Annotated in this window: 13 protein-coding genes; 6 read left to right on the forward strand and 7 right to left on the reverse strand. The window is 68.5% G+C overall.

Going from position 1 to position 19,537, the window contains the following annotated elements:
• On the forward strand, nt 1–569 hold a 569-nt coding region (locus TSH64_RS19005; RefSeq protein ID WP_199237603.1), incomplete at its 5' end, for a 4Fe-4S dicluster domain-containing protein.
• Between the two features lie 168 nt (nt 570–737).
• Nucleotides 738–1,541, forward strand: a complete 804-nt coding sequence (locus TSH64_RS19010; RefSeq protein WP_109447317.1) for a zinc-ribbon domain-containing protein — start codon at nt 738–740, stop codon at nt 1,539–1,541.
• Nucleotides 1,542–1,562: 21 nt separating this feature from the next.
• On the opposite strand, the gene TSH64_RS19015 is transcribed toward TSH64_RS19010, so the two are convergent.
• Nucleotides 1,563–3,092, reverse strand: a complete 1,530-nt coding sequence (locus tag TSH64_RS19015) for a sigma 54-interacting transcriptional regulator (protein WP_109452821.1) — start codon at nt 3,090–3,092, stop codon at nt 1,563–1,565.
• Nucleotides 3,093–3,352: 260 nt separating this feature from the next.
• Here TSH64_RS19015 and TSH64_RS19020 point away from each other — a divergent pair, with 260 nt between their 5' ends.
• The gene (locus TSH64_RS19020) at nt 3,353–4,654 is read left to right on the forward strand and encodes a D-amino acid dehydrogenase (RefSeq protein WP_109447319.1); all 1,302 of its coding nucleotides are present in this window, start codon (nt 3,353–3,355) and stop codon (nt 4,652–4,654) included.
• A 226-nt stretch (nt 4,655–4,880) separates the two neighbouring features.
• Here TSH64_RS19020 and TSH64_RS19025 read toward each other — a convergent pair whose 3' ends face one another.
• From TSH64_RS19025 to TSH64_RS19045, 5 genes are all read right to left on the reverse strand, one after another.
• Nucleotides 4,881–5,543 carry a lactate utilization protein gene (locus TSH64_RS19025; protein ID WP_109447321.1) on the reverse strand — a complete coding sequence of 221 codons (663 nt, stop codon included), beginning with the start codon at nt 5,541–5,543 and terminating at the stop codon, nt 4,881–4,883.
• On the reverse strand, nt 5,536–6,960 hold the full coding sequence (locus TSH64_RS19030; protein WP_109447323.1) for a LutB/LldF family L-lactate oxidation iron-sulfur protein: 1,425 nt from the start codon (nt 6,958–6,960) through the stop codon (nt 5,536–5,538). The genes TSH64_RS19025 and TSH64_RS19030 overlap by 8 nt, the downstream gene beginning before the upstream one ends.
• The gene (locus tag TSH64_RS19035; protein WP_109447325.1) at nt 6,950–7,699 is read right to left on the reverse strand and encodes a (Fe-S)-binding protein; all 750 of its coding nucleotides are present in this window, start codon (nt 7,697–7,699) and stop codon (nt 6,950–6,952) included. Before TSH64_RS19035 ends, TSH64_RS19030 begins: the two co-directional genes overlap by 11 nt.
• Before the next feature lie 40 nt (nt 7,700–7,739).
• Complete coding sequence (locus TSH64_RS19040) at nt 7,740–10,598, reverse strand: FAD-binding and (Fe-S)-binding domain-containing protein (RefSeq protein ID WP_109447327.1); 2,859 nt, start codon at nt 10,596–10,598, stop codon at nt 7,740–7,742.
• Between the two features lie 79 nt (nt 10,599–10,677).
• Nucleotides 10,678–12,354, reverse strand: coding sequence for an L-lactate permease (locus tag TSH64_RS19045; protein WP_109447329.1), 1,677 nt, complete (start codon nt 12,352–12,354; stop codon nt 10,678–10,680).
• A 480-nt stretch (nt 12,355–12,834) separates the two neighbouring features.
• Here TSH64_RS19045 and TSH64_RS19050 point away from each other — a divergent pair, with 480 nt between their 5' ends.
• The 3 genes from TSH64_RS19050 (at nt 12,835) to TSH64_RS19060 (ending at nt 19,030) form a co-directional block, all read left to right on the forward strand.
• Nucleotides 12,835–13,605, forward strand: coding sequence for an FCD domain-containing protein (locus tag TSH64_RS19050; RefSeq protein WP_109447331.1), 771 nt, complete (start codon nt 12,835–12,837; stop codon nt 13,603–13,605).
• 182 nt (nt 13,606–13,787) lie between these two features.
• Complete coding sequence (locus TSH64_RS19055) at nt 13,788–15,221, forward strand: sigma-54 dependent transcriptional regulator (protein ID WP_109452822.1); 1,434 nt, start codon at nt 13,788–13,790, stop codon at nt 15,219–15,221.
• Nucleotides 15,218–19,030 (forward strand): response regulator, encoded by a 3,813-nt coding sequence (locus TSH64_RS19060; protein ID WP_247873035.1) that lies wholly within the window; start codon nt 15,218–15,220, stop codon nt 19,028–19,030. The genes TSH64_RS19055 and TSH64_RS19060 overlap by 4 nt, the downstream gene beginning before the upstream one ends.
• 46 nt (nt 19,031–19,076) lie before the next feature.
• Here the strand turns inward: TSH64_RS19060 and TSH64_RS19065 are convergent, their stop codons facing one another.
• Entirely contained in the window at nt 19,077–19,322 is a 246-nt protein-coding gene (locus TSH64_RS19065) for a hypothetical protein (RefSeq protein WP_109447340.1), read from the reverse strand.
• Nucleotides 19,323–19,537 lie beyond the last annotated feature (215 nt).

Consider the following 19,537-nt stretch of genomic DNA (forward strand, 5'->3'; position numbering starts at 1 on the left):
CCGACAACGGCCCCGAGGTCATCGCCTATCCGGAGCGTCTGAAGCAGTCCTGGGTCTGGCCGGAGCTGTACGCCGTCCGCAACATCCGCCCGGGCTTCCAGAAGGGCCTGTGGGCCGGTCTGGCGAATGCCGCCTACGAGACGGGGCTGAAGGGCAAGTCGCCCTGGACGCTGAAGCACCACGCCGACCACACCACCCTGGTGAAGGCCAGCGAGGCGCCGAAGATCGCCTACCCCAAGCCGGACGGCAAGGTCAGCTTCGACCGGCTGTCCTCGGTCTACCTCTCCAACACCAACCATGAGGAAGACCAGCCGCCGCACCTGACGTTGAAGGACAAGTCGGTCCCGATCAGCGTCAATCTGGCGCTCTACGATGCGCCGGAGCAGCGCTACTGCCCGGCCGGCGTGTACGAGATCGTCCGCAACGACGACGGTAGCGATCCGCGTCTCCAGATCAACGCGCAGAACTGCGTCCACTGCAAGACCTGCGACATCAAGGACCCCACCCAGAACATCAACTGGGTCGTGCCGGAAGGCGGCGGGGGGCCGAACTATCCGGGCGGCATGTAAGAGGCTTTCGCCCTCCTCCCTCCCACGGCTTCGCCGCAGGTCGGAGGGGGCAGGTGCATGCGCCGAAGCCACATGCAGATGGATGACCGGCACCACCCCGCGGGTGCCGGTTGCGCCGCGCGCCACTCCTATCTATAAGGCAAGTGGTAACCTCTCTGCGACGGCGCGATGATCGTTTCCTGTCCGACCTGTTCGACGCGCTACACCCTGTCCGACGAATCGATCGGGCAGGATGGCCGGAAGGTTCGTTGTGCCCGCTGCGGCCACACTTGGTGGCAGATGCCCGACCGGGCGGAGCTTGAGCCGGTCATTCCCGATGCCCTGACAGAACTCCGGCCCGCAAAGCCTGCAAAAGCGGCCAATGCCGCTGGAAAAGCCAAGATCAAGTCACCCAAGGCCCCGCGTGCCAAGCCGTCCCGCAGCACCGTGGTTGGTTTCGCGGTGTTGGGACTGCTGGTCGCCGGTTCCGCCGCCGGCGCCTACTTCGCCCGCGATGCCATCGTCCGCAGCTGGCCGCCCGCAGCATTGCTCTATGACGCCATCGGCATGCCGGCCGAACAGCCGGGTTTCGGGCTGGAACTGCGCAACATCCGCTCGGAACAGAAGCTCGAAGGCGGGAAGACCGTCCTGCTTTTGGAGGGGGAGGTCGCCAACACGACCGACACCGAGCGCGCGCTGCCGCCGCTGCGCGTCAACACCTTCGGTCCGGAGCACAAGCTGCTGCAAAGCTGGGCCATCGAGCAGTCGGCCGAAACGCTCGGCCCCGGCGCCGCGGCTGGATTTCGCCACACCCAGCCCGATCCCGGCCCGGTGACCGAAGTGACGATCACCTTCGGCGGTCCGCCTCCCGGTCTGGAGCCGCCCGCTGCCGAGAAACCTGCCGAGAAAGCCCCGGAAAAACCGGCTGTTGCGAAGCCGGCTCCCGAAAAGCACGCCCCCGAAAAGCATGCGGCCCCGGCCAAGGGCCACTGAACCGGATCGGGGCGGCACTCTTCACCGCTCCGGAATGCCGTATTTCCGCAGCTTGTTGGCGATCATGGTGTGCGAGGTGTTCAGCCGCGCCGCCAGCTTACGGCTGGATGGGAAGCGGGGGTAGAGCCGCCGCAGCAGCGTCCGCTCGAACCCGTCCACCGCATCCTCCCAACTGCCGGCATCCTCTGCCGGCAGTTCGGCCGCTTGCATGCCGGCGCCGGCCAGTTCCAGATCGGCGGCATCCAGCGTGCCGCCGTCGCTCATCGTCACGGCACGGAAGATGACGTTCTCCAACTGCCGAACATTGCCGGGCCAGCGGTTGGCGAGCAGCGCCGCCGCCGCCGCCGGGGTCAGCCGGCCGGGCGGGCGTCGGGCCTGCGCCGCGGCGCGCGCAATGAAATGGCGGGCCAGCAGCAGGATGTCCTGTCCGCGGTCGCGCAGGGGCGGGACGTCCAGCGTCAGCACGTTGAGGCGGTAGAACAGATCCTCGCGGAAACTGTGGTCGGCGACCATTGCCTCCAGCGAGCGGTGGGTGGCGCTGATGACGCGGACATCCACCTTCTGCTCGCGCTCGCCGCCCACCCGGCGGAAGCTGCCGTCATTGAGGAAGCGCAGCAGCTTGGCCTGAAGATAGGCCGACATCTCGCCGATCTCGTCGAGGAAGACGGTGCCGCCATGGGCCAGTTCCAGCAGGCCGGGCTTGCCGCCGCGCTGCGCCCCGGTGAAGGAGCCGGGGGCGTAGCCGAACAGCTCGCTCTCCGCCAGATTCTCCGGCACGGCGGCACAGTTCAGTGCCAGGAAGGGCTTGTCCCGGCGCGGGCTGGCGCGGTGGCAGGCGTGGGCGATCAGCTCCTTGCCGGTGCCGGTCTCGCCCAGGATCAGCAGCGGCGCCTCCATCGCGGCGACGCGTGCGGCGCGTGCCTTCAGCGCCCTGACCGGCGGCGATTCACCGAGGATGCGGTCGAAGCCGCCCTCGTCGAAATTCTGGATGGCGTCCAACCGCTCGCCGAGGCGCGACGGGGTGAACAGGGTGATGACGGCGCCTGCCGCCTCGACATCGACGATGGGCGTCACCTCCAGCAGGAAGGGCTGGCCGTTCAACGTGACCTCGCGCCCCGACATGCGGAAGCCGCCTGCGGTCAGTTCGTCCGTCAGCCCCGGTTCGCCAAACAGTTCGCCGAGATCGAGGCCGGCGAGGCGCGACTCCGGCAGTCCGGCGACCTGGGCGGCGGCGGCACTCGCCACCACGACACGGGCCGCACGGTCGACCGCCAGCACCGGGTCGGGCAGGGCGGCGAGCAGCGCATCCAGATGCAGCCGCCGCCGCGTGCCCGGCAGCATGTCGATGGCCGCCACCGACCGTACCCCTGCAATGCCCTGCAGCGCGTCGGACAGGGCGGGCAGGGCCGCCGGATCGAGGCCGGGGGCGTCGATGTGGATCAGCGGCGGGTCGACCTCGACCCCGACCACATTGAGCCGGCGCAACGCCAGCACGGCGAGGATCTCATGGGCGATGCCGACGCGGTCGGTGAAGGTGACTTCGATGCGCATGGGCTTGCCGGTGGCAATGGGGACGACCGGCACTCACTGTACACATATCGTTACGCCGTATCAAAATCTTTACACCGCTTCAAACCGTTGATCTTCAACATCTCAGACCGGATAGACCGCCTCCCTGTAAACATATCCATACACCCCATCACCCGCTGGTCCGGCTGCATTGCAGCAAATCCGCCATTTCCAGGATTGGCATGGTGTTTGCGATCCATTCATCCAAGCGAAGTCATCCATCCCTAGGGGGAGCCAGTCTCATGCGCGTGATCGTTCTGGGCAGCGGCGTCATCGGTGTCACCACCGCCTATTATCTGGCGCGCGCCGGGCATGAGGTGACCGTGATCGACCGTCAGGCCGGTCCGGCGCTGGAGACCAGCTACGCCAACGCGGGCGAGGTGTCGCCGGGCTATTCCGCTCCCTGGGCGTCGCCGGGGTTGATGCTGAAGGCCGCCAAGTGGATGATGATGAAGCACTCGCCGCTGGTGATCCGGCCGAAGCTGGATCCGGCGATGTGGTCCTGGTGCCTGAAGCTGCTGGCCAACGCCAACGAGGCGAGCTACCAGCTGAACAAGAGCCGCATGGTCCGCGTCGCCGAATACAGCCGCGACTGCCTGAAGGCGCTCCGCGCCGAGACCGGCATCACTTATGACGAGCGCACACAGGGCACGCTGCAGGTCTTCCGCACCCAGAAGCAGATGGACGCCGCCGGCTACGACATGGCGGTGCTGGAGCGCTACGGCGTTCCCTACAGCCTGTTCGACCGCGACGGCCTGACCTCGGTCGAGCCGGCTCTGGCCCATGTGAAGGACAAGCTGGTCGGCGCGCTGCACCTGCCGGGCGACGAGACCGGCGATTGCTTCCAGTTCACCAACAAGCTGGCCGCCTATGCCGCCAAGCGCGGGGTGGAGTTCCGCTACGGCGTCTCCATCCGCGGGTTGGAGAGCGACGGCCGCAAGATCACCGGGGTGCTGACCGACCAGGGCACTCTGACCGCCGACAGCTACATCGTCGCCATGGGCAGCTATTCGCCCAAGCTGGTGAAGCCGCTGGGCATCGACCTGCCGGTCTATCCGGTGAAGGGCTATTCGCTGACCCTGCCGATCACCGACGCCGCCCATGCCCCGGAATCGACGGTGATGGACGAGACGCACAAGATCGCCGTTACCCGGCTGGGCGACCGCATCCGCGTCGGTGGCACGGCGGAACTGTCGGGCTTCGACCTCAGCCTGCGCGCGAGCCGCCGCGGTCCGCTGGACCATGTGGTCAGCGACCTGTTCCCGAAGGGCGGCGACCTGTCGAAGGCGGAGTTCTGGACCGGCCTGCGCCCGAACACCCCGGACGGCACGCCGATCCTGGGGACGACCAATGTCCGCAACCTCTACCTCAACACCGGTCACGGCACGCTGGGCTGGACGATGTCCGCCGGTTCCGCCCGCGTGCTGGCCGACGTGGTCAGTGGCCGCCAGACCGAGATCGACATGGAAGGCCTCGGCGTCGACCGCTATGGCCGCAAGCCGTCGGTGGCGGTGTCGCGCCCGGCGGCGGTGCGTCCGGCCTGACCTGGGCTGGCCTGACCCTGGCCTGCCTGATTTGAATATGTGACCCGCGCCGCACGGCGGACGCGGGTCATCGCCAGCTCGAGAAGGGCGGCGTCGGTGATCTCGGCCCCATCCAGCCGATGTCGCCCACGCCGCCCTTCGCATTTCTCCACCCGGTGGCCGAGGCGCCTGAGATGCAGGATCGCCTCGTAGAGGCGGGTTGGCGGTTCCGCTGTGGGACGGGCCGTCACGGATGGACCACCAGGACGACCAGCCTCTTCGGCCCGTGGACGCCATAGGCCAGGGTCTGCTCGATGTCGGCGGTCTTGCTGGGACCGGACACCAGCAGCACGTTGGTCGGCATCGCCTGCGCCCATCCCTGCTCGCGCATGGCTTGCAGGAAGGTGTCGTAGAGGGCATCCGCACGCAGCAGCGCGATGTGGATGTGCGGCACCAGCGACAGGGTGCGCGGTTCCTCGACCGTCGGCCACAGGATCAGGCTGCCCGTCTCGGCGATGGCGCCGCGGGTGGTGGTCAGGCCGGCTTCGATTGTGTCGAACAACTGGGGTTTGAGGTCATCCAGCGGGCGGTCGTAGGGGATCAGGGCGGTGGAACCCGTGCCCCACCCCTCGACCAGCCGCGTCCCCGCCTCCGTCGCCGGCGCATAGACCAGCGACCCCACCCCTTCGCGCGCCAGGAACTCGCGCAGCACCGCCGGCCAATCGGCCTCGGTCGCGTCGAGAAACTCGGTATGCACCGCCTCCATCAGGCGGCGGATGCGGGGCAGCCGCTCCTCCTCCGCCCAGCGCTTCGCCTCGATCGGCGCGAAGTCCGATACGGGCGGGGTCAGCGGGTGGGAGTCGCGCGTCCTGCGCAGCTTCGTCAGGATCGAATTGCGGGCGTCAGACATCGGGAACCCCCTTGGCGCGGGTAAGGTCGTGCAGGGTGCGACCGGCAAAGCGCGGCTTTGTGCGGACATTCGTCCACTCCCTCAGCATGGGCAGCGACGACGGCGCCGCATTGCCGAGCTTGCTCATCGCCAGCGTGGCGACGCGGTAGGCGGTGGGGGAGGCGTTCATCGCCGCCCAGCCGCTCCACACCATCGCTTCCGTCCGGCTGGCCTTGGCGCCGCCGTCCTTCACCGCACCGCTGGGCTTCACCGCCTCGACCCGCAGCCGTCCCATGATCTCGACGATGGGAATCTTCACCGGGCAGATCTCGACACAGGCGTTGCACATGGTGCAGGCGTGGGGCATGGCGCCGCGCTTCTCCAGCCCCTCGATCTGCGGCACCAGGATCTTGCCGATGGGGCCGGGATAGGGGGCCTCATAGGCGTGGCCGCCGACCTTGGTGTAGACCGGGCAATGGTTCATACAGGCGCCGCAGCGGATGCAGCGCAGCGTGTCGCGCAGTTCCGGGTCGGCGTAGATGCTGGAGCGGCCATTGTCGAGGATGACCAGATGCACCTCGCGCGGGCCGTCCTTCTCGCCTGGCCGGCGCGGACCGGAGATCATGTTGACGTAGGTGGTGATCGGCTGGCCGGTGGCGGAGCGCGGAAGCAGGCTGATGACCGGCGGTACGTCCTCCAGCTTTTCCACCACCTTCTCCAGCCCCATGAAGGCGATGTGGACCGGCGGCACCGTGGTGCACATGCGGCCGTTGCCTTCATTCTCGATCAGGCAGAGGGTGCCGGTTTCCGCCACCGCGGCGTTGACGCCGGACATGCCGACATCGGCGGCCTGGAACTTGGCGCGCAGAACCCGGCGGGCAAGGTCGGTCAGGTAGGCTGCGTCCTCGCGGCTCTCAGCGTCCTTGATCTTGCGCTTGAACAGATGGGCGATCTGCTTGGTGTTCAGGTGGATCGCCGGCATGATGATGTGCGACGGCATGGTGCCGTCAAGCTGCACGATGTATTCGCCGAGGTCGCTTTCCAGCACCTCGATACCGTCCTTTTCGAGAACGGCGTTCAGGTGCATCTCCTCCGTAACCATCGACTTGCCCTTGACCACCAGCTTGGCGTCGACCCGGTGCAGGATGTCGAGGGCGATGGCGTTGGCCTCCGCAGTCGTGGCCGCCCAATGGACGGTGATGCCGTTGCGGGTGCAGTTTTCCTCCAGCGTCTCCAGCAGTTCCGGCAGCTTCGACAGGGCGCGCAGCCGGACCGAGGCGGCCAGCGCCCGCACACCGGTCCATTCGCCGGCATCGGCGAACTGCGCGGCGCGCTTGCTCATCAAGCCATCCATCGCGCGGCGGAAATTGCCGCGCAGCTGCGGGTCGGCCAGCGCCGTGCGCGAGGCGGCGGCGAAATCCGGTGCGTTACCGTCCATGGATGCGCTCCTTCAGGAACTGGGCGATGTGCTGGCCGCGTGCGGCCTTGGCGCCGGCCTCCAGCGCGCCGGTGATGTTCAGCAGGCAGCCGCAGTCACCCGACACCACCCGGGCGGCGCCGGTGCCCTCGATGTCCGCCACCTTGTCGCCGACCATCGCGGCCGAGATCTCCGGATGGCGCACGGCGAAGGTGCCGCCGAAGCCGCAGCATTCCTTCTCCCGCTTCAGCTCGACCAGCTCGACATTGGCGAGCTGGCGCAGCAGCGTCTTCGGCTCCTCGACCACGCCCATCTCGCGCTGGGCATGGCAGGAGGCGTGCCAGGTGACGCGCACCGGCTCCCCCTTGTCTGCCAGCCGGACATCCAGCACATGGACCAGGAACTGGGTCAGTTCCCAGACGCGGGCCGCCACCTGCACCGCCTTGGCCTCGTCCGGCTCGCCGTGGAACAGGTCGGGCCAATGCTTCTTCATCATGCCGGCGCAGGAGCCCGACGGGACGACGATGGGATCGTCGCCGGGGAACAGGTCCAACTGGGCGCGGGCGACCTTCAGCGCGTCGGCGCGGTAGCCGGAATTGTAAGCGGGCTGGCCGCAGCAGCTCTGCCCCTGCGGGAAGACGACGGTCAGGCCCTGCGACTGCAACAGCTCGATCCCCGCCATCCCGGCATCGGGAAAGAACAGGTCGACGAGACAGGTGCCGAAGTAATAGACGCGGGCGGGCTTGGGGATCGCGGACATCGGGCGCTTCCTCAGGAATAATCTTGTCGGCGGGCGTCGTTCAGAAGGCCGGTTCGGCTACCCTCGCCTTCTCCTCCACCTTCGCCGTCGCGCAGGCGTCGACCAGATAGACGATGGAGCGGTAGGGCACGCCCGCCTTGTCGGACAGGCCGATCTCGCAAGTGCGGCTGGTGGAGTAGCCGGACGCGCAACCCTCCGGCACCGTGGCCGGCAGGTGGCGGAGCGCATGGGCGTTCAGTTCCGGCGTGGTGAAGCCCTTGTCGCCGGCGAAGCCGCAGCAGCCGACATCGGGCGGCACCATCACCGTCTCGGCGCAGGCCTTCGCCACCGCGGTCAAGGCGCCGTCCAGGCCCATCCGGCGGGTGGAGCAGGTCAGGTGCAGCATCACCGGCTCGGCCGTCTTCGCGATGTCCAGGCGGGGCAGGGCGAACTCGCCGAGGAACTCCGCCACGTCGAGGATGCGCAGCCCCGCGTCGGTCAGCCGCTTCTTCAGCCGCAGGGCGCAGGGGCTGGTGTCCATCACCACCGGGTAGAGGCCGCCCCGGCTCGCCTTCGACAGCGCCGCCAGCATGGCGTCGGCCTTGGCGTCGGCGGCCTCGATCAGCCCCTTGCTTTCCAGCGGCATGCCGCAGCACTGGCCGTCAGCCGCTTCCGGATAGAGGATGCGGAAGCCGGCCTTGCGCATCACCGATTCGACGACCTCGGGCAGCGGGCGCTGCTGCGGATCGCCGACGGCCGGGCCCATGGTCCGGCTGACGCAGCTGGGAGCATAGACCACCGTCGGCACGTCATCGTCGGTGATCGCCTCCGCCTTTGGCGAGAAGGTCGCGGCGGTCGGCAGGCTGCGCGGCAGCGAGGGCAGTCCCCCGCCGGTCAGCACGCGGGCCGCGGCTTCGGCCACGCCATGCCCGAGCGTGCGGCGGGCAAGATCGGCCAGACGCAGGCCGGTGCGGGCGAGGCCCAGCGTCCCTTCCATATGGTCGGCGACCAGCGCGCCCGCCTTGCGGGCCACGGCGCCACGGCGCTCGCCGCGCATGGACTTGATCAGAAGCCCGGTCTCGATCCCCACCGGGCAGGCGGTGGCGCACAGGCCGCAGGCGGCGCAGGTGTCGATGCCCTGGTAATCGTAGGCGGCGCCGATTTCGGCCAGACGCCCGGCATCGTCACCGGCGGCCTCCAGCCGCGCCATCTCGCGCCGGCCGACGATGCGCTGGCGCGGCGACAGGGTGAGGCGGTGGGACGGGCAGGTCGGTTCGCAGAACCCGCACTCGATGCAGGTGTCGACCAGCGGGTCGGCCGGCGGCAGCGGCTTGAGGTTTTTCAGGTGGGCCTGCGGGTCGCCGTTCAGGATGACGCCCGGATTCAGCAGCCCGTCGGGGTCGAAGAGATCCTTGATCTCCTTCATCAGCCCATAGGCCTGCGGACCCCATTCCATCTCGACGAAGGGAGCCATGTTGCGGCCGGTGCCGTGCTCCGCCTTCAGCGAGCCGTCGTAACGGGTCACCACCAGTTCCGCGACATCGTCCATGAAGCGGCGGTAGCGGTCGATCTCCGCCTGGGTGTCGAAGGCCTGGGTGAAGACGAAGTGCAGGTTTCCTTCCAGCGCGTGGCCGAAGATGATCGCCTCGCGGTAGCCGTGGCGCTCGAACAGCGCCTGCAGCTCGCGCGTCGCCTCGGCCAGCCGGGGCAGGGGGAAGGCGACGTCCTCGATGATGACGGTGGTGCCGGTCTGGCGGATGGCGCCGACCGCCGGGAACAGGCCCTTGCGGATCTTCCAGAAGCCTTCGCAGGCCTTGGCGTCGGTGGTGAAGCTCGTATCGCCGATGATGACGCAGCCGGCCAGCACCGCGGCGATCTCCGCCACGTTGGAGTCCAGCGCCGCGGCGCTCTCGGCGCGGGTCTCCACCAGCACGGCCGCCACCTCGGGGCCGAAGCCGCGGATCTGCGGCGGCATGCCCGGCTTGTCCTGGATGGAGCGGAGCGAGGCGCGGTCCATCAGCTCGGCGGCGTCGACCGGGGCGGCCTTCAGCAGGGCCACCGCGCGGCAGGCCTCGGCGATGTCGGGGAAGAACAGCAGCGCGCTGGCCTTGTGCGGATGCTCCGGCACGGTGCGCAGCGTGATGGTGGAGATGAAGCCCAGCGTGCCTTCCGACCCGATCATCAGGTGCTGGAGGATGTCGACCGGGTCCTCGTAGTCCACCAGGGCGTTCAGGCTGTAGCCGGTTGTGTTCTTGATGCGGAACTTGTCGCGGATGCGGGTCGCCAGCGCCTCGTCGGCGCGGGTGCGGGATCCCAGCGCCGCCAGCCGGTCGAGCAACCCGCCATTGCTTCGCTGGAAGTCACGGCGGCTGGCCGCATCCGCGGTGTCCAGCACCGTGCCGTCGGCCAGCACCAGCCGCATCGACTCCAACGTGCGGTAGCTGTTCTGCGCGGTGCCGCAGCACATGCCGCTGGCGTTGTTGGCGGCGATGCCGCCGATCTTCGCCGTGGCGATGGAAGCCGGATCGGGGCCGATCTTGCGGCCCAGCGGGGCGAGGCGGCGGTTCGCCTCCGCCCCGATCACGCCGGGTTGCAGGGTGACGGTGGCTGCGGCCGGGCCGATGGTGCAGCCCCGCCAGCCATCCCCCAGCACCACCAGCACGCTGTCGCTGACCGCTTGGCCCGACAGGCTGGTGCCGGCGGCGCGGAAGGTCACCGGCACGCCGTGCCCGCGGGTGATGCGCAGCAGCCGCACCACCTCCTCCTCAGTTTCCACCAGCGCCACGATCTTCGGGATCAGCCGGTAGAAGCTGGCGTCGGTGCCGTAGGCCAGCGTGCGCAGCGGATCGGTGACCAGCCTTGCCTGCGGGATGATGGGCTGAAGCTCGGCCAGTACACGGTCGTAAGGGGCGGGCAGCATTGGCGGCGGCTCCTGCTTGGGGGAGGAGGACGTGGAAGTGGAGGGATCGGCCGCTGAGCGGCCGATCACCACAGGCCGCTTAGCGGCCGATGACCATGGCGGTGAAGGGCCAGAGATAGGCCTGCGCCATCACCAGCAGGCCGACCAGCGCGGTCAGCGCCAGCGAGTGCCAGATGACGAAGCGCAGGATCTTGCCCTCATGTCCATGCCACTTGGTGGCGACGGCGGCGACGACGATGCTCTGGGCATCGATCATCTTGCCCATCACGCCGCCGGAGCTGTTGGCGGCGGCCATCAGCGTCGGCGGCAGGCCGAGCTGTTCCGACGACACCTTCTGCAGGCTGCCGAACAGAACGTTGGATGCCGTGTCCGACCCGGTCAGCGCCACGCCGAGCCAGCCCAGGAAGGTGCCGAAGAACGGGTAGAGGAAGCCGGAGTTGGCGAAGGCGAGGCCCAGCGTGGTGTCGAGGCCCGAGTAGCGGGTGGTGTAGCCGAGCGCCAGCATCGCCGAGATGGTCAGCAGCGAGTTGCGGATGGCGTAGAGGGTGCGGCCATAGGTCTTCACCATCTCGACCGGCGAATAGCCCATCAGGAAGCCGGAGATGACGGCGGCGATGAAGATGCCGGTGCCGGTGGCCGACAGCCAGTTCAGCGTGAAGACGGCGGCCTCCGGATGGGCCTTGGCCACCACCGGGGGGACGCGCATCACCATGTTGTGCAGGCCGTCGATCGGGAACTTGAAGATCGACACGCCGTCGAGGAACGCCTTGACCTCCGGGATGCCCCACAGGAAGACCAGCACGCTGAGGATCGCCCAGGGCATCCAGGCGCGGCGGACTTCGGCGGCGCTGTAGCCGTGGCTGCGGCGCGCCTCGCCCTGGACCACGGCGGCGCCGACACCCTGCGTGAGCGCGGACGCCCCGCCGGCGGTGTGCCAGATCGCCTTCGGGTGCCAGACCTTCAGGAACAGGGTGACCGAGACCAGAGAGACGATGGCGGCGGCGACGTCCACCAGCCAGGGGCCGTGGTAGTTCGACACCAGATATTGCGGCACGGCGAAGGACACGCCGGCGACCAGGATGGCGGGCCAGATCTGGATCATGCCGCGCCAGCCGGCGAAGGCGACGATCAGCCAGAAGGGCACCAGGACCGAGAAGAAGGGCAGCTGCCGACCGATCATCGCCGACAGGTCCAGCAGCGGCAGGCCGGTGACCGCCGCCAGCGCCAGCACCGGCGTGCCGAGCGCGCCGTAGGCGACCGGGGCGGTGTTGGCGATCAGCGACAGGCCCGAGGCTGCCAGCGGGGTGAAGCCCAGACCGATCAGCATGGCGCCGGTCACGGCGACCGGGGTGCCGAAGCCGGCGGCACCCTCGAAGAAGGCGCCGAAGCAGAAGGCGATCAGCAGGAGCTGGAGCCGGCGGTCGTTGGTGATGCCGGTGATGCTTTCCTGCAGGATCTTGAACTGACCGCGCTGCTCGGTCAGGTGATAGAGGAAGATGATGTTGACGACGATCCAGCCGATCGGCAGCAGACCGTAAGCCGCACCCAGCAGCGCGGTCTTTCCCGCCATCGCCACCGGCATGCCGAACACGGCGACGGCCACCGCCAGCGCGGTCGCCAAGCCAGCCAAGGCCGCGCGGTGCGCCTTCATGTGGAAGATGCCGAGGCCGCCCAGCATCACCAGGACCGGCAGCGACGCGAACAGCGTCGACAGCCAGATGTTGTTCATCGGGTCGTAGACTTGCGACCAGCTCATCGTCAGGGGTCTCCTTCTCGGGGAGTGATGTCGGTCCGAACGGTGTCCCGAGAGAGGGTTGGCCTTGTTTTGGCCGCACTCGACCCTGCCCGCGCCTGGAGGACGGCGCGGGAGGAAGGCCAGATGTTCGGCAAAGCTGAGGCGTTCACCGCCGCCGGGGTCTTGCGGCCCCGATGCTCGCGGTGCGGATGCGCCCTTGCGGGTGCTGGTCCGTCCTGTCCCGGTACGTTGTGGATGCACTTTCCGCCCCGGCCGGTTTGGGGAAAACCCCTTGCCATTCCGGCGGCGATGGACATCTCTTATCCATACGGTGCGTGTTGGATAAAATATTTTACCAGACTGTGCAATGGCTGAATCGTTTGTCAGCCGACCAACTTTGGTAGGGGGGTGCGACCCTGCCGTTCGCCGCCGCTCTGGACGCCTGTTCCGTCCATCGCTATTGAAGAGGGTCGGGACGTACAGGGAGAGGCCGCTCACCCAATGCAGGGGACGATCAAACCGGCCAAGCTGGCCGACGCCATTGCCGAGCATCTGGAACGGCTGATCCTGGAAGGCGCACTGCGTCCGGGGGAGAAGCTGCTTGCCGAACGCGAACTGGCGGTGAAGCTGGACGTGTCGCGCCCGTCGCTGCGCGACGCCATCGCCAAGCTGGAGGAACGTGGTCTGCTGGTCAGCGGGCGCGGCGGCACCCATGTCGCCAGCTTCCTGTCGCAGATCGCCGATCCGCTGATGACGCTGATGCGCAACAAGCCGGACGCGTCCTTCGACTATCTGGAGTTCCGCCGTTCCATCGAGGCGGCGGCGGCCGGCTTGGCGGCCCAGCGGGCGACCGACCTCGACCGCGACGGCATCCGCGAGATCGTCGCCCGCATGCAGGCCGCCCATGGCAAGGACGACAGCTCCGAAGAGGCGGATTCGGACGCCGACCTGCATCTGGCGATCTACGAGGCGGCGCACAACGTCGTCATGTTGCACATCATGCGGACGCTGTCGGACCTGCTGCGCAACGACGTGTTCTACAACCGCACCGACCTCTATTCCCGGCCGGGCGTGCGCGAGTTGCTGCTGCAACAGCATCTGGCCATCGCCAATGCGGTGCTGGACGGCGACGCGGCGGCGGCGAGCGCGGCGGCGGAGGCCCATGTGGAATTCACCTTGCAGACCCTGCGCGAGATCCGCGAGCACAATGCCCGCGTCCAGGTCTCGCTGCGGCGGATCGGGCGGACCGACCTGATCGACAGCGGGGTGTAGAGGAGCCGGACCGCTCCGGATCTCTGCCCGGCGGGGCGTCATGGCGAAGGTACTGTGTCTGTGGGATTGCCCTGACTGGCGGCAAGCCCTTGGCCGGGTTACACTGTGGCTTCGCTCAGTGTCGCCGCCTGCCCGACTGGACTTGCCTTATCCACTCTGCCCGAGTGCCGCCCTTGTCTTCCTTGTCCACTTCCTCGTCCTCTTCCAAGAAGCGCCGGATCCTGCTGATCGAGGATACGGTCCCGCTCGCCAAGCTCTACATCGAGTTCCTGCGCGCCGATGCGCACGAGGTCGTGCATTGCACCCGCGGGGGCGAAGCGCTGGACGCGGCGGCGGCCTCCCCGCCCGATGCGGTGATCCTCGACCTGAAGCTGCCGGACATGGACGGGCTGGAGGTGTTGCAGGCGCTGCATGCCCGCGACGCAAGCGTGTCGGTGGTCATCATCACCGCCCATGGCTCCATCGATCTGGCGGTGGAGGCGATGAAGCTCGGCGCCTTCGATTTCATCGTGAAGCCCTTCAACGCCGACCGGCTGAACCTGACCCTGCGCAACGCGCTGGAGCGCCGGACCCTGGCCCGCATGGTGGAAGGATACCGCAAGGATCTGGACCGCGGGCGCTTCCATGGCTTCATCGGCAGCTCGCCCGAGATGCAGGCGGTCTACCGCACGATCGAGAGCGTGGCCGCCAGCCGGGCCAACGTCTTCATCACCGGCGAAAGCGGAACCGGCAAGGAGGTGGCGGCCCAGGCCATCCACCGCGCCAGCCCCAGGCGCGACGGCGCCTTTGTCGCGCTGAACTGTGCCGCGATTCCCAAGGACCTGTTGGAATCGGAGATCTTCGGCCATGTGAAGGGCGCCTTCACCGGTGCGTCCGGCGACCGGCCGGGTGCGGCGCTGCTGGCCGACGGCGGCACGCTGTTCCTGGACGAGATCTGCGAGATGCCATTCGACTTGCAGAGCAAGCTTTTGCGCTTCGTCCAGACCGGCACGGTCAACCCCGTCGGCAGCGGCCGGGAGGAGCGGGTGGACGTGCGCTTCGTCGCCGCCACCAACCGCGATCCGCTGGCGGAGGTGCAGGCCGCCCGTTTCCGGGAGGATCTCTACTACCGCCTGCACGTCATCCCGCTGGCCCTGCCGCCGCTGCGCGACCGCGGCGACGACGTGATCGAGATCGCCCGCTCCTTCCTGTCCGACTATGCGCGGGAGGAGGGGAAGGCGCTGGCGGCCTTCACGCCGGAGGTGGAGGCGAGGCTGCGCGCCCATGACTGGCCAGGCAATGTGCGGCAATTGCAGAACGTCATCCGCAACGTCGTGGTCCTGAACGACGGGCCGCAGGTCACCCTGGACATGCTGCCGCCGATGGCCGGCCCGGATGGCTCCGCGGCCGCCTGCGCCGCCTGCGGTTCGCCGTCCGCCGACCTGCCGGATGGGGACGATGCCGTGCAGCCGTTGTGGCAGGTCGAGAAGGAGATGATCCGGAAGGCACTGCGGCTGACCGGCGACGATGTGCCGCGCGCCGCGCTGATACTGGAGATCAGCCCCTCCACCATCTACCGCAAGCTCCAGCAGTGGCGTATCGCCGACGGCCGCAGCGCCGGGGAGACGGCTGCGTGAGTGCGGATCCGGTCGAGGGGCCGGTGCCGGCGGCCCTGCCGCCCGATGAGGGCGGCCGGCTGGCGGTTCTGCACTCCTACTGCATCCTCAATACGCCGCCCGAGCCGGGGTTCGACAACATCACCCGGCTGGCCCAACATTTCTTCCGGACCCGCATCGCGCTGGTGTCGCTGATCGACCGCGACCGCCAGTGGTTCAAGAGCCGCGCCGGGCTGGAGGCGACGGAAACCCACCGCGACTTCGCCTTCTGCGCCCATGCCATTCTGGACGACGGCGTGCTGGTGGTGCCCGACGCGACCAAGGACCGGCGGTTCGCTGGAAATCCGCTGGTCACCGGCGACCCCCACATCCGCTTCTATGCCGGTGCGCCATTGGTGGCGGACGGGCGGAAGCTGGGGACGCTGTGCGTCATCGACGACAGGCCCCGTGACAGCTTCGATGCCCGCGAGGCGGAGACGCTGGCCCAACTCGCCCGGCTGGTGGTGGACGAGATGACGCTGCGCCGCGAGGTTGCTCGGCGCGAGCGGGCGGAAGCGGAGCTGCGCGACCGGTCGCGCCTGCTGAATCTCGCCGAGGAGATCGGCCAGTTCGGCCACTGGTACATCGACTTCGTCACCGATGCCCGCCGCTGGTCCGACGAGGTCTATCGCATCCTGGGCCTGCCGCCGCAGCAGCAACAGCCGACCGTCGAGCTGTCGCGCGCCTGCCACCACCCCGACGACCGCAAGCCTCTGGCCGATCTGGTCGAGCGCGCACGGAAGACCGGCGAGGGGTTTTCGATTGAGGCGCGCGTCATCCGGCCCGACGGTTCGCTGCGCCATGTCTTCGTCCGCGGCATGGCCGAATGCGGCGACGATGGCCGGCCGGTCGGCCTGCTCGGTGTCGTCCAGGACATCACCGAGGCCAAGCGGGAGGAGGCGGAACTGCGGTCGAACCGCGAGCTTCTCGACCTCACCGTCCAGGCGACGCGGGACGGCATCTGGGATTGGAATCTGGAAAGCGGCGGGATCTGGTTCTCCCCCACCTGGAAGGAACAGCTCGGCTACCGCGACTGCGAACTGGCAAACAGCCTGGACATGTGGGCCGGCCTGATCTTCGAGGAGGACCGGATCGCCGCGCTGGAGATGGTCCGCGCCTACAATGCCGGGCAGATCCCGAAATTCGAGGCGGTGCAGCGCTTCCGCCACAAGCAGGGCCACACCGTCTACATCCTCAGCCGCGCCATCCACATCCGCGACGCCGAGGGGCGCGTCGTGCGCATGGTCGGCGCCCATACTGACATCTCGCGCGACAAGCTGACGGAAGAGGAGCTGAGGCTCGCCAAGCAGACGCTGGACGATGCGATCGAAGCGGTGCCGGAGGGGCTGGCCTATTTCGATGCCGACGACCGGCTGATCCTGTGCAACGAGCGCTATCGCGAAGCCCATCCGCTGACGGCGCCGCTGATGGTTCCCGGCCGCCCGTTCGAAGATATTCTGCGCGCCGCCGTGGCGAACGGCGAGTTCGCCGGCAATCCGGACGGGCCGAACGATGAAACCTGGATTCAGGCCGAACTGGCCCAGCACCGCAACCCCAGTGCGCCGTTCGAGCGGGAACTGCCCGACGGCCGCTGGATCGTGGTGGCGGAGAACCGGACCAGCAACGGCTCGCTGGTCTGCACCCGCACCGACATCACCGAGCGCAAGCGCTTTGAGGCGGAGTTGCAGCGCCAGGCCGCCGACATGTGCGCGCTGGCCGAAGGGCTCGACGCCGCCCGCGAGGAGGCCGACGCCCTGCGCGCCCGTGCCGAGGCGGCGACACAGGCGAAGTCGGAATTCCTGGCGGCGATGAGCCACGAGATCCGCACGCCGATGAACGGCATCCAGGGCATGACGGAGCTGCTGTTCGACACCCCGTTGACCGACGAGCAGCGCCAGTTCGCCCAGGCCATCCGCAGCTCGTCCAATGCGCTGCTGACCATCATCAACGACATCCTCGACATCTCCAAGCTGGAGGCCGGCCGCGTCACCATCGAAACGCTGCCCTTCGACGCCGCCGATCTGGTGGAAGGGGTGGTGGAACTGCTGACGCCTCGCGCGCACGAGAAGGGGATCGAGATCGGCTTCTACATCGATCCGCTGCTGCGCCGTACCCTGCTGGGCGATCCGACCCGCATCCGGCAAATTCTGGTCAATCTGGTCGGCAATGCGGTGAAATTCACCGATCAAGGCTCCGTCGCGGTGGAATTGGAAGTGCTGGACGTCACCGACGCCCATCTGGTGATGCGCATCACCGTGACGGATACCGGCATCGGCATCCCCGCCGAGGCGATGCCGACCCTGTTCAACAAGTTCCAGCAGGTGGACGGCTCGATCACCCGCAAGTTCGGCGGCACCGGCCTTGGGCTGGCAATCTGCCGCCAGTTGTCGGAACTGATGGGCGGCAGCATCGCGGTGGAAAGCAGCCTTGGCATCGGCAGCCGTTTCCTTGTCGACCTGCCGCTGGCCCTGTCGGAAGAGGCGTTGCCGCCGGCCGAACAGCTGCTGGCCGGTCGCAGCGTGCTGGTGGTGGACGATCTGGCGGTGAACCGCAGGGTGCTGGCGTCGATGCTCGACAGCCTGGGCGCCCGGCCGACCTGTGTGGAAAACGGGGCCGACGCGCTGGAGGCGGTGCGGCGCCGGGCGGCCGGCGGCCATCCCTTCGACGTGGTGCTGGCCGACCAGACCATGCCCGGCATGGGCGGCGACGTGCTGCTGGCGACGGTTGCCGGCGACCCGGCACTGATCGGGACGCGGCGCGTGCTGATCGTCACGCTGGGGCCGGCGGTGCGCGGCGAAAGCGGGCCGGCGCCCGGTCTGGCCCATGCGACCCTGAACCGTCCGCTGCGCCAGAGTTCGCTGGCCGCCTGCCTGACCGGGCTGTTGGCCGCCGCGTCTCCCGCCGCATCTGCCGCTCCTTCGGCCGAAGCGAAGGTGGAGGCCCCCCCCCGCCGCGGCCGTATCCTGCTGGCGGAGGACAACCGCACCAACCAGCTGTTCGCCACCACCCTGCTGCGCCGGCTGGGCTACACGGTGGAGGTGGCGGAGGACGGCGGGCAGGCGGTGGCGGCGGCCTGCCGCGGCGGCATCGATCTGGTGCTGATGGATGTGCAGATGCCGGGAATGGACGGGCTGGAAGCCGCCCAGGCGATCCGCGCACGCGGCGGCGCGCTGGCCGGCCTGCCCATCATCGCCCTGACCGCCGATGCCATGCCCGGAACGCGCGAACTGTGTCTGCGTGCAGGCATGAGCGACTATCTGACCAAGCCGATCAGCCGCGCCGGCCTGCTGTCCGCGCTGGATCGCTGGATCGGCACGGCGGAGCCGCCGGCCGTTGCGGTGGAGGCGGGCACGAAGAGCGATCGGGGCAGCGCCGCCGGGAATGATGATGGCAGCGGCGGGGATGGCAGCGGCCAGGATGGCGAGGCGCTGGATGGGGAGGTGCTGGACGATCTGGTGGAAACGGTGGGCGCCGACAGTCTGGCGCTGATCGTCGACAGCTTCCTTGAGGATGTCTCGCACCGGCTGGAGCGGCTGTCGGCGATGGATGATGCCATGTCGGCCGGCACCGTCGATCTGCGCGCGCTGGCCCAGGAGGCGCACGACCTGTCCAGTCTCGCCGGCAGCTTCGGCGGCATGGCGGTCATGCACATCGCCTGGCGCATGGAGGTTCTCTGCCGCAACGACGACAGGGATCAGGCGGCCCGGCTTCTGCCGGTCCTGTTGCGCGAGGCCGCCCGGTTGGAGCGGAGCTTGCGCGAGCGCACCGGCGTGCCGCGGCCAGTGGCGTGAGGCCGCCGGGCTGAAGCCGGTGCGCCGGGACCGTCCGTGGCCGGCGTCAGCCGGTGCCGGGCTGGGTCGAGCCGTCGGTGTCCTCCGCCCGCTCCCGCAGTTCCTTCGACGACAATCCGGCCGGGGTGGCGTCCTGCAGCGTGCCGTCGCCCGGCGTCTTCGTCATGTCCTCGCGCGGGGAGCGCTCGCCGGCCGGGGTCTGGTCATGGGTGTCCGCGCCGGATTTCGCATCGGATTTCTTCGGCTGGGGCATTCCTTCGGAGGGGGTGCGCGTTTGAGGCGTGTCGGTCATGATGTCCTCTGCTATCTTCTGCCTCTACAATCTTCCGGAGGAGTCAACGACCAGGACGGGTGCGTGTTCCGCGTCCGGCCTATCCTTCGGAGGGTTGAAGGAAGACGTCCCCGTCCAAGGGGACCGGGAGAAGACGGCGTGGCACCCCGCAGGGTGTCGAAGCGCGCAGTCCCAATGCGTGCCAAAGTCGGGCCAACCACCAAGGTCCGGCAGCG

It is taken from the genome of Azospirillum sp. TSH64 (assembly GCF_003116035.1).
GTDB lineage: Bacteria > Pseudomonadota > Alphaproteobacteria > Azospirillales > Azospirillaceae > Azospirillum.

What these genes read in the sequence shown, in the direction of transcription:
- TSH64_RS19010 (WP_109447317.1), top strand. Translation starts at nt 738, where the DNA reads ATGATCGTTTCCTGTCCGACCTGTTCGACGCGCTACACCCTGTCCGAC.
- TSH64_RS19015 (WP_109452821.1), bottom strand. Translation starts at nt 3,092, where the DNA reads ATGCGCATCGAAGTCACCTTCACCGACCGCGTCGGCATCGCCCATGAG.
- TSH64_RS19020 (WP_109447319.1), top strand. Translation starts at nt 3,353, where the DNA reads ATGCGCGTGATCGTTCTGGGCAGCGGCGTCATCGGTGTCACCACCGCC.
- TSH64_RS19025 (WP_109447321.1), bottom strand. Translation starts at nt 5,543, where the DNA reads ATGTCTGACGCCCGCAATTCGATCCTGACGAAGCTGCGCAGGACGCGC.
- TSH64_RS19030 (WP_109447323.1), bottom strand. Translation starts at nt 6,960, where the DNA reads ATGGACGGTAACGCACCGGATTTCGCCGCCGCCTCGCGCACGGCGCTG.
- TSH64_RS19035 (WP_109447325.1), bottom strand. Translation starts at nt 7,699, where the DNA reads ATGTCCGCGATCCCCAAGCCCGCCCGCGTCTATTACTTCGGCACCTGT.
- TSH64_RS19040 (WP_109447327.1), bottom strand. Translation starts at nt 10,598, where the DNA reads ATGCTGCCCGCCCCTTACGACCGTGTACTGGCCGAGCTTCAGCCCATC.
- TSH64_RS19045 (WP_109447329.1), bottom strand. Translation starts at nt 12,354, where the DNA reads ATGAGCTGGTCGCAAGTCTACGACCCGATGAACAACATCTGGCTGTCG.
- TSH64_RS19050 (WP_109447331.1), top strand. Translation starts at nt 12,835, where the DNA reads ATGCAGGGGACGATCAAACCGGCCAAGCTGGCCGACGCCATTGCCGAG.
- TSH64_RS19065 (WP_109447340.1), bottom strand. Translation starts at nt 19,322, where the DNA reads ATGACCGACACGCCTCAAACGCGCACCCCCTCCGAAGGAATGCCCCAG.